The 17,030-nt window shown below is 64.4% G+C and carries 12 protein-coding genes; 7 read left to right on the top strand and 5 right to left on the bottom strand.

The window, feature by feature from the left end; all coding sequences use genetic code 11:
• Position 1: 1 nt before the first annotated feature.
• The 4 genes from ACNKU3_RS07835 to ACNKU3_RS07850 all read right to left on the bottom strand — a co-directional run bounded on the left by ACNKU3_RS07835 (position 2) and on the right by ACNKU3_RS07850 (position 7,320).
• Positions 2 to 856 carry a DUF692 domain-containing protein gene (locus tag ACNKU3_RS07835; RefSeq protein ID WP_418258863.1) on the bottom strand — a complete coding sequence of 285 codons (855 nt, stop codon included), beginning with the start codon at positions 854 to 856 and terminating at the stop codon, positions 2 to 4.
• A gap of 9 nt (positions 857 to 865) precedes the next feature.
• A complete protein-coding gene (locus ACNKU3_RS07840) occupies positions 866 to 1,204 on the bottom strand; it encodes a hypothetical protein (protein ID WP_418258864.1) in 339 nt (112 codons plus the stop codon).
• 168 nt (positions 1,205 to 1,372) lie between these two features.
• A complete protein-coding gene (gene hrpA / locus ACNKU3_RS07845) occupies positions 1,373 to 5,110 on the bottom strand; it encodes an ATP-dependent RNA helicase HrpA (protein ID WP_418258865.1) in 3,738 nt (1,245 codons plus the stop codon).
• A gap of 11 nt (positions 5,111 to 5,121) precedes the next feature.
• Positions 5,122 to 7,320 carry a cation:dicarboxylate symporter family transporter gene (locus tag ACNKU3_RS07850; RefSeq protein ID WP_418258866.1) on the bottom strand — a complete coding sequence of 733 codons (2,199 nt, stop codon included), beginning with the start codon at positions 7,318 to 7,320 and terminating at the stop codon, positions 5,122 to 5,124.
• A gap of 295 nt (positions 7,321 to 7,615) precedes the next feature.
• On the opposite strand from ACNKU3_RS07850, the gene ACNKU3_RS07855 reads away from it, so the two are divergent.
• The 6 genes from ACNKU3_RS07855 (at position 7,616) to ACNKU3_RS07880 (ending at position 14,376) form a co-directional block, all read left to right on the top strand.
• Entirely contained in the window at positions 7,616 to 8,656 is a 1,041-nt protein-coding gene (locus ACNKU3_RS07855) for a hypothetical protein (RefSeq protein WP_418258867.1), read from the top strand.
• On the top strand, positions 8,653 to 9,972 hold the full coding sequence (locus ACNKU3_RS07860; protein ID WP_418258868.1) for an LssY C-terminal domain-containing protein: 1,320 nt from the start codon (positions 8,653 to 8,655) through the stop codon (positions 9,970 to 9,972). The genes ACNKU3_RS07855 and ACNKU3_RS07860 overlap by 4 nt, the downstream gene beginning before the upstream one ends.
• A gap of 100 nt (positions 9,973 to 10,072) precedes the next feature.
• Positions 10,073 to 11,512 carry a hypothetical protein gene (locus ACNKU3_RS07865; protein WP_418258869.1) on the top strand — a complete coding sequence of 480 codons (1,440 nt, stop codon included), beginning with the start codon at positions 10,073 to 10,075 and terminating at the stop codon, positions 11,510 to 11,512.
• Positions 11,513 to 11,612: 100 nt separating this feature from the next.
• Entirely contained in the window at positions 11,613 to 12,542 is a 930-nt protein-coding gene (locus ACNKU3_RS07870) for a metallophosphoesterase family protein (protein WP_418258870.1), read from the top strand.
• Positions 12,539 to 13,903, top strand: coding sequence for an NTP/NDP exchange transporter (locus tag ACNKU3_RS07875; RefSeq protein ID WP_418258871.1), 1,365 nt, complete (start codon positions 12,539 to 12,541; stop codon positions 13,901 to 13,903). Before ACNKU3_RS07870 ends, ACNKU3_RS07875 begins: the two co-directional genes overlap by 4 nt.
• A complete protein-coding gene (locus tag ACNKU3_RS07880; protein WP_418258872.1) occupies positions 13,900 to 14,376 on the top strand; it encodes a MaoC family dehydratase in 477 nt (158 codons plus the stop codon). The genes ACNKU3_RS07875 and ACNKU3_RS07880 overlap by 4 nt, the downstream gene beginning before the upstream one ends.
• On the opposite strand, the gene ACNKU3_RS07885 is transcribed toward ACNKU3_RS07880, so the two are convergent.
• Entirely contained in the window at positions 14,377 to 14,877 is a 501-nt protein-coding gene (locus ACNKU3_RS07885) for a hypothetical protein (protein WP_418258873.1), read from the bottom strand.
• A gap of 142 nt (positions 14,878 to 15,019) precedes the next feature.
• Between ACNKU3_RS07885 and mnmC the strand changes: the two genes are divergently transcribed.
• Positions 15,020 to 17,029, top strand: coding sequence for a bifunctional tRNA (5-methylaminomethyl-2-thiouridine)(34)-methyltransferase MnmD/FAD-dependent 5-carboxymethylaminomethyl-2-thiouridine(34) oxidoreductase MnmC (gene mnmC / locus ACNKU3_RS07890; RefSeq protein ID WP_418258874.1), 2,010 nt, complete (start codon positions 15,020 to 15,022; stop codon positions 17,027 to 17,029).
• Position 17,030: the final 1 nt, after the last annotated feature.

The following is a 17,030-nucleotide window of genomic DNA, read 5'->3' on the forward strand; positions in this document are numbered from 1 at the left end:
GTCAGTACGCCCCCAGGGCCGTGTGCGCAGTCCCTGCCCGGGACTGCAGGCGGCGGATTTCCGCCACTTCGTCGAGCAGCGACTGTAGCGGGGGGAAATTGAAATCCCGCTCCAGCAGGGTCGGCAGCGGCCCGAGGCGCTGGTAGGCCGCCTCCAGCAGTTGCCACACCGGATCGATCACATCGGCGCCGTGGGTATCCACCTTGAGATCCTCGGCCTCGTCGAAATGTCCCGCCACATGCAGGTAGCGCACCTTTTCGAGTGGCAGCTGGTCGAGAAAGGCCAGCGGCTCGTAGCGGTGATTGATACTGTTGACGTAGATGTTGTTGACGTCGAGCAACAACTCGCAGCCGCTTTCGGCGATCACCGCAGTGATGAATTCCGCTTCGCTCATGTCGCGGTGCGCCTGTGCATAGTAGGAGGCATTCTCCAGCACCAGCGGCGCGCCGATCACATCCTGTACCTGGCGTACCCGTCCGGCGACGTAATGCACGGCTTCTTCGGTAAAGGGGATTGGCAACAGGTCATAGAGATGGCCTTCCGCTGCACAATAGGTCAGGTGCTCGCTGTAGACTGGCACACGGCAGGTTGCCATGAAATCCCGCACCTGCCTGACCAGGTCGAGGTCCAGCGGGTCCGGCCCGCCGATATCCAGGGAAAGGCCGTGCAGTGCAATCGGGTATCGTTCAGCAAACTGGCGAAATTGCCGCCCCAGTCGACCGCCCATCGAGAGCCAGTTTTCCGGGGCGACTTCGAGAAAATCCAGGCTAGCAGGCGCCGCGGATTGCAGCGGCCCCATCAGGGCCCGGCGCAATCCCAGGCCCGCTCCCCGGAATTCCCCTGTAGCTTGCATCATGCGACGGGATCAGCTTTCCGCCTTGTCCTCGCCGCACTTGCCTTCGCCGCATTTGCCTTCAGCGGGCTTTTTCTCGCCGCAGTTGCCCTCAGCGGCTTTCTCTCCGCAGGAACCTTCTGCGGCTTTTTCACCACAGGAGCCTTCCGCGGCTTTTTCACCACAAGAACCCTCGGCGGACTTTTCACCGCAGGAGCCTTCAGCATGTTTGTCGTAGCTCGCGAGATCGTAACCACCGCTGAGCTGCTGCGCGCCAAAGGGGTTGGTTTCAGCACTCGCCAGCGGTGCTACGGCGCTTGCCAGGAATGCGGCGCCCAGCGCCAGGGTGAGCGGTTTTTTTACCTGAGCCATAGTGGTCTCCATCCAGTGTCCGATATTGGTTTGCTGCACCGGGTCCGAATCCATAGTGCAGGGCGTAGTATGGACCAGAAACCCGCGAGAGGTTTCACAGAAGTATCCCGAAGGGGAATTTCGCGGAAAATTGTTCACATTTGTTGTCGATGATCCCGGCTGTGCCAGCTAGCGGGGATTCTCCGCCAGCCACCGGACGACCGCGGCCCACTGTTCCTCCAGGCGCTTTTGCGACACCGCAGTCCGGGTGCCCAGTTGCTGGGCGAACAGCGAGACCCGCAGTTCCTCCAGCATCCAGCGGTAGTGGCAGGCGGCCGGGCATTCGACCAGCAGCCCGGGGCGCTGTGACTGCGCCTGCGCCAGCGGTTCCGCCAGGCCCCGCAGCAGCGCCAGTTGTTTCTGGTCCTTCGGGTATTGCCCCGACAGCCGCTGGGTCCGCTGCAACAGGGCTTTCATGTAGCGCGGGTACTGCTCGAGCCATTCCACGGGGGTGTCGCGCAGGTTGTCAGCTGACCACAGCGTCGCGATCTGCTCCTCCAGGTCCGCGCGGGTATCCTGCCACTGCCCCGGGGGGTAGCCGGCAATCAGGCGGCGCGCCTGGGACAGGGCTTCCAGCGCGGCGAGAAGATGACGCTCGAGGCGGTTAGCGCACTCGACGACCTGCCCCCTGCCCCGCTGCAACAGCGCCTCGAAATCGTCCTGGCTGTAGGGCAATTCGCCATCCAGCGCCATCGCCTCTGTATACGCGATATCGATCAGCGCCTCGACCAGGGCATCCCGGGATACGCCGGAACCGGCCAATGCCAGGTTGGACTGGTTGCCCCTGAACAGCTGCTTGCGCAGGTATTTCACGGTCTGGGCGCTGTGTTCCCGCAGCAGTTTCAGCACCCCCTGCCGGTGAGCCTTGCGCGCCTCCCCCGGGTAGTCCAGCAACTCGATGGCGACGCTGTCCCCACCCCTGTCCACCAATGCCGGATAGGCCAGGATTTCCACCCCTGCCTGCCTGAATCGCCACTGGCTGGGAACATCGCCAAAGTCCCAGCGGCGGATACCCGCGCGGGCCGGTGAGGCGGACTCTTCAACCCCCACGTTCTGCCGGCTGTCGCTGCGAAAGTGTTCCACCAGGCGGGCGAGATCCCGGCCCTGCTCCAGCAGGCGTCCGTCGGCGTCGACCACCCGCACATTCATGCGGTAAAAATCGTCGAGTTTTTCCGGCGCCCAGTCCGCCGGACGCAGTGTCACGCCACCCAGGCGCCCCAGCGACAGCGACAGCGCCTGCAACAGGTCGCTGTCATCGGGCTCCAGTTCCGCCAGCGCCCGGTCCACGTAATCCGGCACCGGTACCAGCTTCTTGCGCTTGTCCTTGGGCAGGGTCTTCACCAGCGCAATGCACTTCTCCCGCAACAGGCCCGGCACCAGCCAGTCGAAGCGAAAGCGCGGCACCCGGTTGAGCAGGCCCAGCGGGACGGTGACGGTGACTCCGTCGCCCTCCTTGCCCGGCTCGAAGCGATAGCTGAGCCGCAGTTCCAGGTCGCCGTGTACCAGCTTGTCGGGGAACTGGTCGCCAATGGCCCCCGGGTCGCGGGCGATAATATGCTCGCGCTGCAGGCGCAGGTGCTCCTCCGCACCCGGGGTCTTCTTCAGCCAGGACAGCAGGTTGCTGCTGGTATAACAGTCTTCCGGCAGGCGTTCGTCGTAGAACTCGAACAGGGCCTCCTCCTCGACGAGAATGTCGCGCCGACGCGCTTTCGACTCCAGTTCCTCTACCTCGCGCACCAGGCGCAGGTTGTGCTTGAGAAAGCCCGGCGGCCGCTGCCACTTGCCCGCCACCAGGCCCTCGCGGATCAGCAGTTCCCGCGCCACCGGCGGATCGATCGGCCCATAGTGCACCGAACGCTTGTCCGCCACGGTCAGCCCGTACAGGGACAGGCGCTCGTAGGCCATGACCCGGCCGCTGCGCATCTGCCAGCGCGGCTGGTAGTGGTGGTGCTTCAACAGCTCCGGATTGGCCGCGACGATCCACTCCGGCTCGATCGCGCCGACCGTGCGCGCGAACACCCGGGAGGTCTCGACGATCTCCGCCGCCACCAGCCATTTGGGTCGCTTGCGCGCCTGGGAGGAGCCGGGAAAAATCTGCAGCTTGCGATTGCGCGCGCCGAGGTAATCGCGGTCTTCCTGGTGCTGGGCGATGTTGCCGAGCAGGCCGACCAGCAGCGCCCGGTGCACTCCCGTGTAGTTTTCCTCCTCCGGCAGGCTCGCCGGCGCCCGCAGGCCCTGCTGCCGGCAGGCGATGCTGAGCTGGGTGTGGACGTCGCGCCACTCGCGCAGGCGCAGGAAATTCAGGAATTCCTTCTGGCACAGCTTGCGCAATTGGTTCTGGCTCAGCGCCTGGCGCTGTTCCTCGTAGTAGCGCCACAGGCCCAGCCAGGCCATGAAATCGGATTTGGGGTGGCGGAATCGCGCGTGGGCCTGGTCCGACTGCTGCTGCTTGTCGGCGGGGCGCTCGCGCGGGTCCTGCACCGCCAGGGCGCTGGCGATCACCAGGATTTCCGTCAGGCAGCTCTCCTGCTGCGCGGCCAGCACCATGCGCCCGAGGCGCGGGTCCACCGGCAGGCGGGCGAGGTTGCGGCCGACGGCAGTGAGCTTGCCCGCCGTGGAAACAGCGCCCAGTTCTTCCAGCAACTTGTAGCCATCGCGCACCAGGCGCGGGTCCGGCGGGTTGATGAAGGGAAACTCCACGACCTTGCCGAGGCCCAGGTTGAGCATCTGCAGGATTACCGCGGCGAGGTTGGTGCGCAGGATCTCCGGGTCGGTAAACTCCGGGCGCCGGTTGAAATCCTCCTCGCTGTAGAGGCGCAGGCAGACGCCGGGCGCGGTGCGCCCGCAGCGGCCCTGGCGCTGGTTGGCGCTGGCCTGGGAAATCGCCTCGATGGGCAGGCGCTGTACCTTGGTGCGATAGCTGTAGCGGCTGATACGGGCCTCGCCCGGATCGATCACGAAGCGGATGCCGGGCACGGTCAGCGAGGTTTCCGCCACGTTGGTCGCCAGCACCACGCGCAACCCGCGCTTGCCCGAGGTATCGAATACGCGGTTCTGCTCGGCCTGGGACAGGCGCGCGTAGAGCGGCAGGATATCCAGCTGGGTGCGCAGGCGCAGCAGTTTGGCCAGTTCGCGGATCTCCCGCTCTCCCGGCAGGAACACCAGCACGTCGCCGCGCGCGCCGTAGACGCCGCGGCCGATTTCCTCGACCAGGGCGGTGACCCGCTCCGCCGTATCGCGCTCTTCCTCCGGCTCCGCCCCGAGGTAGTGAGTCTCCACCGGGTAACTGCGCCCGGACACCTCGATCACCGGCGCATCGCCAAAGTGTCGGGAGAAACTGTCCACGTCGATGGTCGCCGAGGTAATAATGACCTTCAGGTCCGGACGCCGGGGCAACAGCCGCTTGAGGTAGCCGAGCAGGAAATCGATGTTCAGGCTGCGCTCGTGGGCCTCGTCGATAATCAGGGTGTCGTAGCGCCGCAGGTCGCGGTCGTGCTGGATTTCCGCCAGCAGGATACCGTCGGTCATCAGCTTCACCGCGGTGGCCTCGGACACCTGGTCGGTGAAGCGCACCTGGTAGCCGACCACAGCGCCGAGCGTGGTATCCAGTTCCTGGGCGATACGCTGGGCGACGCTGCGCGCTGCGAGCCGCCGCGGCTGGGTGTGGCCGATCAGGCCGTCGCGCCCCCGACCCAGTTCCAGGCAGATCTTCGGTAGCTGGGTGGTTTTACCGGAACCGGTTTCCCCGGCGACCACCACCACCTGGTGCTCGCTGATGGCTGTGGCGATTTCCTCGCGGCGCTGGGAGACCGGGAGTTCCTCGGGGAAACGGATGGCGGGAATAGATTTGGCAACAGCTTCTGGCATCGGTAATTCATTCAGTTGGCGGGGTTTGTTTCGCGACCCCAGCCCAATACGTTGCGCATGATGGACCAGCGCGGTTCGCGGGATTGCGTCCCGTCGCCCAGAATCCAGTGTTCATATTGGGTCCGCACCTGACCAGCTTCATCGGCGAACAGGACCCATTCGTTGACCACGTCGACCAGGGGCCCGGCGTCAAAGGCCATGGCGAAGCCGGTGGGGACGCGCACCGGGTTGGGTTGCGGCACGACAACCGTATAGTGAGGGTGTACCATAGTCCAGGCCGAGGCGTGTTCTGCCGGCAGGAGAAACCCGTCGAGTTCCGGCAGTTCTCCGCGGAAGAATGTGTCCCAGAACTCGACCGTGACAAACTCCACGTCACTGCCCTTGAAATAATACTCCATACTCGGCCGTATCTGGGCGGAATCCAGGGGTACGCCAATCTTCAAACCGCTGCTGTGGCGCAGGGCGTACAGGCTCTGGAAGCGGTCGCGCCGGTCGTCGCGCACGGCGAGGCCCATGGTCGCCGTGAAATATGGCCGGGACAGCCGCAGCAGGGAAAACCAGTAGGGTCGGAACCAGACCCCGGGCATGACGTCGACAAGCCCCGTTTCGAGCAGCTGTGGCAACTGGGGCCAGCCTATCGGCACGAATTCCGCGCGCACACCGAGGCTTTCGGCCAGGTCTTCCGAAAGCTCCACATCGAAGCCCACCAGGTCACCACTTTCGTTGATGAAACTCATCGGCAGGTTATTCGGGTCATAGCCGATGCGCAGGCTGCCGCGCTGGCGAATCCGCTGCAGCGGTGCCAACCCCGCGTACTCTGGCTCCAGATCCGGCATACTGTGATGGACCACGCTGTCCGGATGCAGGGTGGCGCGATGCATCCGCTTCAGCGACGCGTCAAGGTCGTAGTCCGTATTCACCACCGCCCCCAGCAAGAGGCGCAGGAACACCACCACGATCACAGTGCCCACCACCATCGCAAGGAATGCCCTGGCGATACGCCGGGGGTCGAATTTTGCGAAGCCGCAAATACCGGCGGCACCCAGCAGGCCGAATACCACCAGGTTCATGGCAGTGGCCAGCGAGTCGAACTTGCCGGTAAGCGCGGCCGTCGGCAGGTACAATTCGAACAGGTCGATAGGCAGGCCAAAGTAGTCCAGCAGGAAGGGTAGCGCGACCTGCGCCTTGGCGAAGTAACTCGGTATGCCGACCGCGATCAGGGAAGCGTACTCATCCGCCTCCAGCACCCGGCCGCTCAGCCAGGCACCACACGGAATGAACAGCAGGGTCAGCAGCTTGCCCGCATTGGGAAAGTTGAACATCACGGGAATGAGCACTTCCACTGCGGAATCACTGCGCTCGTCGTGCAACTGGTGGCGCTTTAACAGGGCTTTGCTGCGTTCGATCAGGATCGGCAAAACGATAAACGCGCTATTGGTCATGAACGCCGTGAGCAGGGCGTCACGCGCGATACCCACGACTTCGCGATAACTGAACGGGGTCACCGCAGTCACCAGCAGGGGCAGTATCCACAATGTCAACAACAGTGCAGCCGCGGCGAACAGGATGAAATAGGCCTCCAGCTTGGCCAGCATCGCCAGGTTCACCGTCCCGGCAGCAATTGCAACGATGGCGAAAACCCCGATCGGAGTCAGGTTAATAATAAATTCCGTGATGCGCACGATGGCGGCATTCCAGGTCCGCATCGGGGCGAGCAGGCTCTCCTTGTCCGGCAAAGCCATCAGGCCGATACCCAGCAGGCAACTGAAGACAACGACCGCCGGGACCACGTTGCGGGAAAGAGAGTCAAAGGGATTTGCAGTGAAATACAGGTCGGTGAGCGACAGGGGCTCCGCGGGATGCACCAGCGCCTCACTGAAAAATGCCGCGCTGAGCAGCTTTGGCAAGGCCAGGGGCAGCGACACCAGGACTGCAGCGGTGACAATCCAGACCACCACCAGGATACTGCCCCCGCTGCTGAATATGCGCTTCGCGTCAGCGAGGTTTATCTGGCCAAATGCAATGATCAGGGACGTCACCAGGTAGGGCAACACCGTCATTTGCAGCAGTCGGATATAGATATCCGCCACCGGTTGCAGGACTCGTACCGGCTCACCGACGAAAAGGCCCAGGGCGATCCCCAGAGCGAGTCCCAGCAGAATCTGGCTCGACAGGCTCATGCGGCACAGACGTGCCAGTGGATTGACCATACCCCTTCCCTTTTGCTGTATTTCCGTGCTCATCCGGCGTATGGCGGCCAACGCTCACCGTCAGTAGACTGGCCATCGCCCTGCGCATGTGCTCCGGCAGTCACCGACCCGCCACGGGTCGACCCGGGGCCCTGCACTTGTGCACAATACACTACCCGACTGGTAGCCGGCAGCCTGATAATTGACGATAGTGAATGCTTTCCCGACGCATCATTCCCGGCGTTTTTCCACCCGGGGAATCCTGGCCTGTCTCGGGCTCCTTGCGCTGCTGCTGGGTCTGGGCGGATGCGCCGGCATGCCGTCAGCTGACGATATCCGCAGTTCACCCGCCTGGCTGGAAAAAACTGACCGGGACGACCGTGCCGGTTTCAGGCAGGTATTCTGCACCCTGGCACGGCAAAAGCAACCGGCGGCAGACGGCGCCTCACCGCTGTGCGAGGAATACCTCTGGCTCCTGCAGGACGAAGTGACCACAGCTGCCGATCTCGTGCCGGCACAGCTGCCGGAGCGCCTGCGTGTTTTTGTCGTCGGCGGTGCGTTTTCGGACTGTTTCGGAGAGGCCTCAATCGCCTACCGCCGCGGGATCGATGCACTGCGCGACCGAGGACTGGACATTGCCACCATCCCGATCAGCAGCCGCTCCAGCAGCCAGATCAACTCCGGTATGATCGCCAGCGAACTGCAAACCCGCCACCTGGTGCCGGCGGACAGGGTAATCCTGATCGGCTACTCCAAGGGTGCCATCGACATCCTCCAATTCCTCAGTGACTACCCTGACCTGGGCACCCGGATAGACGCCGTCGTCAGTATCGCGGGGCCGGTGTGGGGAAGCCACGTGGCGGAGGTTGGCGCCTGGGCCTATGACAGCCTGCTGGCCCATGCCTTTGCCGGGCGCTGTGACCCCGGCGATGGCGGCGTGGTGGACAGCCTCCTGCCGGAAATCCGGCAAACAGCCATGGCGGAAAACCCGCCACCCGCACAGATTCGCTATTATTCACTCCTGGCATTCACCACCTATGAACACCTGGCACGCGGGTTGCGACTTGGCTGGCGTATACTTTCACCTGTCGACCGGCGCAATGACGGACAGGTTGCCCCCGCGGAGGGAACCCTGCCGGGCAGTACCCTGCTCGGCTATGCGAACGCGGATCATTGGGCGGTCGCCATAGACATAGAGGAAGAACTGGCTTTTATGGCCAAACGCCCTGAAATACGTCATTACCCGCGCGAGATCCTGATCGAAGCGATCATCCGTTACATCGGCGCGGACCTCGCGCGGAATCCGGCACCCACAACCACCCCGGCGATCAGTAGCAGGGGTAGAGTGACACCATGACCAGTACCCTGCGTACAACCACCATCTTCCTGCTTGCACTGCTATCCGCCTGTGCCGGCTACGCGCCAGCTCCCTTCGAGCGACTTGTCGCTCCGGCGAGAACCTACTCGCAGACACTCGACAACGTCTCGGTCTCCGCCTCGATTCTCACCGATGAAGAGGCCAGGACACGCTACGGGGTAGATCTGTCGGACGCGGGACTCCAGGCCATCTGGCTACGGATTGAAAATCGCTCTGCGCAGAGTTTCTGGTTGCTCGTGTCGGCGTCCGACGCCAATTATTTTCCCCCGGACGAGGCATCGGTGCTGTTCCAGTGGAAGCTCGACAACAAGGCAGACGCGCAAATCGTCGAGCGCTTCCGGGAGCTGGCGATAAACCTGAAAACCGCCAGCGGGGAAACCTCCGAGGGCTACCTGCTGGCGCCGCGTCAGGAAGGTGGCCGCTATCTCCCGGTGCTGTTGCTGGGCAAGAACAAGGTCCTGGAATACGGCTTCTCAATTCCCCTTCCCGATGGCGAGTATGATTTCGAACACCTTGGCACCAGTGAAACCTATACAGGCACCCCCATCGAGGATGTCGATATCGCAACCTTGCGGGCGCGCCTGCGAGACCTTCCATGCTGCACCAACGACGCCTCGGGGGAGCGCCAGGGTGACCCCGTCAATGTAGTCTTTATCGGCGACCAGGAGGACGTACTCTATTCCCTCCTGCGCAGTGGCTGGTCCTTCACCCAACGCATCGACGCCGACAGCGTGCGGCGCCTGGTCGGGGCGGCGATCTCCGGCGCGGAATACGCGGTGGCCCCCATCAGCCCCCTGTACATGTTTGGCAGGCAGCAGGATGTGGCCATGCAAAGAGCGCGCAGTAACGTGCTGCAACGCAACCATATCCGCCTCTGGCTGGCACCATTGCGTGTGCAGGGGCTGCCTGTCTGGGTGGGCCAGGTCAGCCGCGATATTTCGATCAAGTTAACGACCCTGAGTCCCAACCTCGCCACCCACGTCATAGCCCCCAATGTCGACGAAGCGCGGGAACACCTGCTGCAGAGCCTGATTGTGGCGGGAACGGTCAAGCGCTTCGCGTTTGTCTCCGGAGCACCGGTTGCTGGCGCCGACGAGCCCCGGCTCAACCTGACCAACGATCCCTATTTCAGTGACGGCATGCGGCTGATGGTGCAGGTTTCCAACAAGGAAACCATCCAGCCCCAGGCGGTGGAATTTATCGAATGGCAGGACAGCGTGGACCCGATACGCCATCTCAAGCCGCCATCTCCAGCGGGCAACCGGTCTGCGGCGATCACGGATAGCGCACATTGAGCCCCTCATCTATACTCCCCGCGGAGGCCCGGCGTGGCGCAGGCAAGACACCCGGGGACGCCGCCGGCCATCTCCGCAGAACCCCTGACGAGTCGACCTGATGGACCACTGGAGCCGACGCTTCACCCTGCCCGCACTTGCTCTCGCCATGTTTGCGGTTGCTTCCAGCGCCTCGGACAAGGTTGCCGGTGAGCGCCGGGAATATCACTCACCGGGCGGAATCACCGAAACCTGTATCGCCCTGGAGAAAATGCCCGGCGGCAACTACAGCGACGCCGACACCGCGCGGGAAAAGGCCCTCTGCGAACTGGATTTCTACGCTGCCGATGTAGCCCTCTGTCCCAAACTGCGCAGTACCAGCCCGGGAACCTTTGTCTACCGCATTGATACTGACCGCTACACTGGCCAACAGGCGGGCTTTGAACGGGATATCTGTCCGCGCGGCGAATTGCTGCCGGCGGAAGCCGAGGGATCACCAGCCAGTTTCAAGGTCACCATGAACGACCGCGAAACCAGCGCGACGTTCTCTACGGCCTCCCTGCTCTACTACCATTTTTCCCGCTACTTCGACACCAGCATCCGGGTCCCCGTCGCGGTTTACCGCAGCATGGACCGAGAAGCGCACGCGGCGCGGGTCAGTGCCCGCGGCCTGCAGGGTACTGCTGGCCAACGTTCGTTGAAAATGATCCACGCTGCCTGGCAAGTACTGGCCGATGCCGAGCAGCAGCCCGCCCATTACCCGGCGACCAGTGAACTGTTCACCAGCGACCTCAGCCAGATCTACGGCGTCATGTTGCGTATTCACGGCAAGCGCTTCGGCGCGGAGATCAATGGCACCCGCAAATCGGGCTGGGGGGTTGGCCAGAACAATGACTTCCAGCGCACCGCGCCATTCCTCGCCCTGCGCAGCGAACTGCCCCTGCCCCAGGCCATCGCGGCCGGTATCGAAGAGGCAGGCAAGGATCCGGACCTGCGCAAGGCGATGCCTGACACGCCGTCTACGGCACAAATGCATTACTGGATGCAGGGACTTACCGAGATTACCCTGCTCGATTTTATCTTCAGCCAGCAGGACCGCATCGGCAACATCGATTACGAGGATATCTGGCGCTGGGCGGACAGCGACGGTGTCCACAGCAGCGACAGTCGCCCGAGCGGCGACGCCGCCACCATGGCGCGGGCTTTCCGCCGGATCCGCCTCAACGACAACGATGCAGGCGGTCGCGCACGCTACGTCAACTACACGCGAAAAACCGGCATGCTGGAGAAGATCCGCCACTACAACGCCGGCACCTATCGGCGCCTGATGCAGTTGAACAGCGATTTCAGCAAGCGGGGAACACTGTTCAACTACCTGCGCGACAGCTACGGTCTTACCGATCGGCAACTGGAGAGCATCGTTACCAATACACGCGATGCGGCCGGCATCCTGCGCGCCAGTTGCGAGGCAGGCAAACTGCGCTTTGACCTTGACCCCGCAGCCAGCCTGGCCGGCCAGGCGCCGGGCGATGGAGGTATCGACTGTGCCGGTGATACCTGAGCCACGCCGTCCTCGACCACGCGTTGCTCGCCGGCAACGCTACGCCGCCGCGCTGCTGGGTATTCTTCTGTGTGCGGCGGCAAATGCTGCGCCGCTGCGGGTGATTACGATATCGGATCTCAACGGCGGTTACGGTAGCACGGACTATTCGAGCACCGTCGATGCAGCTGTCGATCGCATCCTTGCCCTGCATCCGGACCTCGTCATCAGTGCCGGCGACATGGTGGCGGGGCAACGCCGCCCACATCTCAGCCGGCCGGAAGTGGAAGCCATGTGGCGCGCGTTCCACCAGCACGTCAGCGAGCGGTTGGCCGCCGCCGGAATTCCTCTCGCAGTGACCCCCGGTAACCACGACGCGTCCGGCTACCACGGTTTCGAGATGGAGCGGGAAATCTTCGCCGCGCAATGGCAGCCGCGCAAACCGGCCCTGACCTTCGTCGATGACACTGCCTACCCCTGGAATTACGCATTCGCGCTGGGCGACACCCTGTTCATAGCGCTGGACGTGACCCGCGTGGGCGAGTTGGAGGCAGCCCGGAAAGAATGGTTGCAAACGCTGCTGGACCGGTACGGCGGGAGCTATCGCCACCGCGTGCTCTTCAGTCACCTGCCCCTCTGGCCGTTGGCGGTTGGCCGGGAAACCGAGTATTCGGGGGATGCGGAGCTGGAGACCATCCTGAGGGAAGAAAATGTCGACCTCTACATCAGCGGCCACCAGCACGCTTTCTATCCCGGATTCAAGGATGGTACGAATCTGCTGGGACTGGCCTGCCTGGGCTCCGCCCCGCGACGCCTGATCGGCACGACCACCACAGGTGCCCGCAGTATTTCACTGCTGGAATTCCGTGGTGACCACATCGGCTTGTCTGCCCTTGGCGCACCGGAATTTACCCGCAGTATTCCCTGGCAGAGCCTGCCGGCGCGCATTCATAGCAGCGCCGCTACGATTGAGCGCGCCGACCTGGTCCAACAGTTGCTGCGGGAACAACTGCCACCGCAACCGGGCGCTGCCAGCGTGCCGGGGCAGTGAGCATCCCGCCCCGGATGGAGCAGCCCAGTGCCCTGGTGCGCTTCCTAAACCTGTTCACCGAGGTGCGCCCGGGGGAAGCCGCTTCCTCAGTGCTGCTGGCGCTCAATGTCTACCTGATCCTGAGCGCCTACTATGTCCTCAAACCGGTACGCGAAGCCCTGATCCTGGCGGGTGGCGGCGCCGAGTTGAAAAGCTATGCCGCAGCCGGACAGGCGGTCCTGTTGCTGCTCATCCTGCCCATCTACAGCTGGCTCGCCAGCAACGTTTCCGGTCGCCTGCTGATCAACTCCGTGACCCTGTTTTTTGCCGCATGCCTGCTCACTTTCTATACGCTCGCCCAGTGGCAGGTGCCTCTCGGCGTGGTGTTTTTCCTCTGGGTGGGGATTTTCAACCTGATGGTACCGGCCCAGTTCTGGGCTTTCGCCAACGACATCTACGACCCCGACACCGGCAAACGGCTGTTTGTCATTGTCGCTTTTGGCGCCTCGCTGGGCGCAGTATCCGGCAGCTACCTGGACCGCTTGCTGCTGGGCCACGTCGGTGTCTACCAGCTGATGCTGGTTGCCGCCGGGATACTGGTCCTGAGCCTGCTGATCACCAACCTGGTCGCTGCCCGGGAAAAACTCTGGCAGCGGCCCGCGACAGTGTCGACGTCACGGCCCGGCGAGCCCGCTGTGGCGGAGGATTCCATTGGCCAGGGCGGCGCCTTCGCACTGGTCTTCCACAACCGCTACCTGTTGCTGATCGCTCTCCTGATGCTGGTCCTGAACTGGGTCAACACGACTGGGGAGTACATCCTCGGCCGCACCGTCCTGGAAACCGCCCTTGCAGCCTCCGCAGACGGGCAGGTTTCGACAGAACAGTTTATCGGCGAGTTCTATGCGTCGTTTTACACCGTGGTCAATATCGCCGGCCTGTTGCTGCAGCTTTTTGTGGTCTCCCGCGTGCTCAAATACCTGGGCGTTCGGGCAGCGATCATGTTGCTGCCACTGATCGCCCTGGGGGGCTATATCCTGGTCGCCATGTTCCCCTTGCTGAGCCTTGTACGCTGGGTAAAAACCGCTGAAAACGCCACCGATTATTCCGTGCAGAACACGGTGCGACAGATACTCTTCCTGCCCACCACGCGCGAGGAAAAATACAAGGCCAAGCAGGTCACGGACACCCTGTTCGTCCGCGCGGGGGACGTACTCTCTGCGCTGGTTGTCTACGTCGGCAGCAGCTGGCTCGCCTTGTCGATAGCCGGCTTCGCGCTGTTCAATACCATCCTGGTAGCATGCTGGCTGCTGCTCGCCTACAGTATCGGCAGCCACTATCGCCGACTGGCCCCCGCAACCGAAGACAAGGAATCCACTGCATGACCCAGCTGTGCAATTACACCTACGACGAAATCACCATCGGCCAACAGGCCCGCTATAAACGCGCGGTACGGGAACAGGATATCCAGCTGTTTGCCGCGGTCTCGGGGGACGTCAATCCGCTGCACCTGGACGCGGAATTCGCCGCCACCACCCGCTTTGGCGAGCGCATCGCCCACGGCATGCTGACGGCGGCGTTCATATCGGCGGCGCTGGCCATGGAGCTGCCGGGGCCGGGCACCATCTTCATGGAACAGTCCCTGCGCTTTCGCCTGCCGGTGAAGATCGGCGACGAAATAACCGTGGAACTGGAGGTCATCGAGAAAAACGACCGGCGCAAGTCGGTCGCCCTGGACTGCAGGGCGATCAACCAGCACGGCAAGGTCGTGGTCACCGGGACCGCGCTGGTGATCGCGCCGGACGAGAAACTGAGCCTGCCGCGCCCCGCCGAGCCGCGCGCGCGAATCGGGGACTGATCAGGCTGTAGCGTCGAGATCCGGTTGGGATTGCGCGAACTGGGTGTGGTCGAGGTAGGCCAGCTGCAACAGGACAGCCGGTGAACTGCTGTCGGTAATCGACGCCAGCACCATCACCGCGGGCGTACCGTCTTCCACCGTCACTCCGGTAATGCCGAAAATCGAGCGGTTGGGTTCATTCTGGGCGGTGAACACCGGGAAGTCCTTTTTCTCCTGCAGGGCCTGGGCGATATTACCCAGCACGGAGCGCAGGCTGGCGCGAAAGGCGCCGTAATTCAGCGTGCCGACAAACTCGCTGTGGTCCAGTGACAGGTCGAAGCGCACGGTGGAGCCATCGTCCATCTTCAGGTTGGTCAACGCCACCCGCTTGCCCTCGGCAAGCGCGCGGTACAGGTTCTTGGCGTCGGTACGCGGGGACTCTACGAACGCCCGGTGCAGGAGGTTGACGGCAATCGTCAGGAACTGGTCGCGGGTCAGTGTATGGGAGCTGGTCTGGGCCATTTTGTTCTCACTCGGGGAAACAGCCCGGCAAGTCTACTGGCAGGGGGGGTGTCAGGCAATCGCCATCCATCCAGCGGCGTGACTGGCCGCGGGCCGCCCTGCTATGCTCTGCGGCCGTTCCGCGATCAACCGCCTATCCCCTGTGAACCGCAACAACCAGTACTGGGGCCCCACCCCCGCCGCCGACCTGCGCTGGACCGAGCGCGGCGAGCCCTTTTCCCGGCGCTTCGAGGACATCTATTTCTCCAGCGAGGACGGCATCGCCGAAAGCCGCCACGTTTTCCTGGCCGGCAATGACCTGGCCCGGCGCCTGCAGGCGCCGCGGGACGGTCGCTTCTGCATCGGCGAAACCGGCTTCGGCACCGGCCTCAACTTCCTGCTCAGCTGGCAGGCCTGGCGGGCGCTGCCGGCCCCGCGGCCCCGCCTGCACTACATCGCCATCGAGAAGTTTCCGCTCGACCGCGAGGAACTGGCCCGGGCGCTGCTGCCCTGGGAGGAACTGCAGGCGCTGGCCGCACAGCTGCAGGCCCGCTGGCCGGGCCGCCTGCCGGGACAGCACCGCCTGGTGTTCGAAGGCGGGGCGCTGACCCTGGACCTGTGGTGGGAGGATATCGCGGCGGCGCTGCCGGATCTCGCCGCCCACGGCGCCTGCGTCGACGCCTGGTACCTCGACGGCTTCGCCCCGTCGCGCAACGACGCCATGTGGGCGCAAACGCTGTACCCGGCGCTTGCCGCACTCTCCCGCCCCGGGGCGACCTTCGCCACCTTTACCGCCGCGGGCCATGTCCGCCGGGGGCTCGCAGCGGTTGGCTTCGCCGCCCGCAAGGTACCGGGCTTTGGCCGCAAGCGGGAATCCCTGGCCGGCGAATTGCAGGCTTCCAGCGCAGCCCTGCCGGTGGATGACACCCCCTGGGACCTGCCAAGTGCAGCACCCCGGCCGCCGGCGAGCGCCATTGTCATCGGCGCCGGCCTGGCGGGCTGCGCCACCGCCCGGGCGCTGGCCTGCCGCGGTATCCGCGTGCAACTGCTGGAGCGCGGCGCCCTGGCCGGCGCGGCCTCCGGCAACGGCCAGGGCATTCTTTATACCCGCCTGTCGCGCCGCCATTCCACCCTGACGGATTTCGCCCTGCAGAGTTTTCGCCATGCGTCCGCCATCTACGCCGATCTGTTTGCCGCGGGCGCGCTGCGCCCGGGGCTCGATGGCGAGCTCTGCGGCATGTTCCACCTCGAAGCCGACCCGGCGGAACTGCAGGACCTGGCAGCGCGCCTGCAGGGTCTCGAGGACCTGGCCCGCCCGCTGGACATCGCGTCTGCCGGTGACCTGCTCGGGGCCGCGCCGGCCCAGCCCGGCTTCTGGTTCCCGGCCTCCGGCTGGCTCAACCCCCCGGCAGTTTGCCGCGCCTTCGCCAGCCACCCCCTGATCGAGATCCGGACGGACTGCGGCGCGCTCACGCTGGCGCGGGAGGCTGCGCATTGGGTGGCGCGCAACGCGCGCGGCGACCAGCTGGCCGCGGCTCCCGTCGCGGTGGTCTGCGGCGGTACCGACAGCCACCATCTGCAGCACCTGGACTGGCTGCCCCTGCGGCCGATCCGCGGCCAGACCACCGAGCTGCCGGCCTGGGAGGCCAGCCGGCAACTGCGCGCCGCGGTCTGTGACAAGGGTTATATCGCCCCGGCCCGCGACGGCATCCACACCATGGGCGCCAGTTTCGGGCCCGGAGACACTGCCCTGGACTTCCGCGCCCAGGAGCAAACCGACAACCTCGGCAAACTGGCCGCCGCGCTGCCCGGGTGGGGCGAGCACCTGGCAAGCCTCGACGCCGCCGCCCTGCCCGGCCGGGCGGGCCTGCGCTGCGCCAGTCCGGATTACCTGCCGCTGGCGGGACCGGTACCGGACCGGGACGCGTTCTTGCAGGCCTATGCGCCCCTGCGCCAGAATGCCCAGTTGGTGATCGACCAGCGAGGCGCGTTTGTGCCGGGACTCTACCTCAACACCGCCCACGGCTCCCGCGGCCTGTGTTCCGCGCCCCTGTGCGCGGAACTGGTGGCCAGCGCCATTGTCACAGAGGCGCCGCCCCTGTCGCGGGAACTGCTGCGCGCGCTGTCACCGGCCCGCTTCCTGCTCCGCGACCTCGCCCGCAACCGGATATGAC

The organism is Haliea sp. E17 (genome assembly GCF_048323675.1).
Taxonomy (GTDB): domain Bacteria; phylum Pseudomonadota; class Gammaproteobacteria; order Pseudomonadales; family Halieaceae; genus Mangrovimicrobium.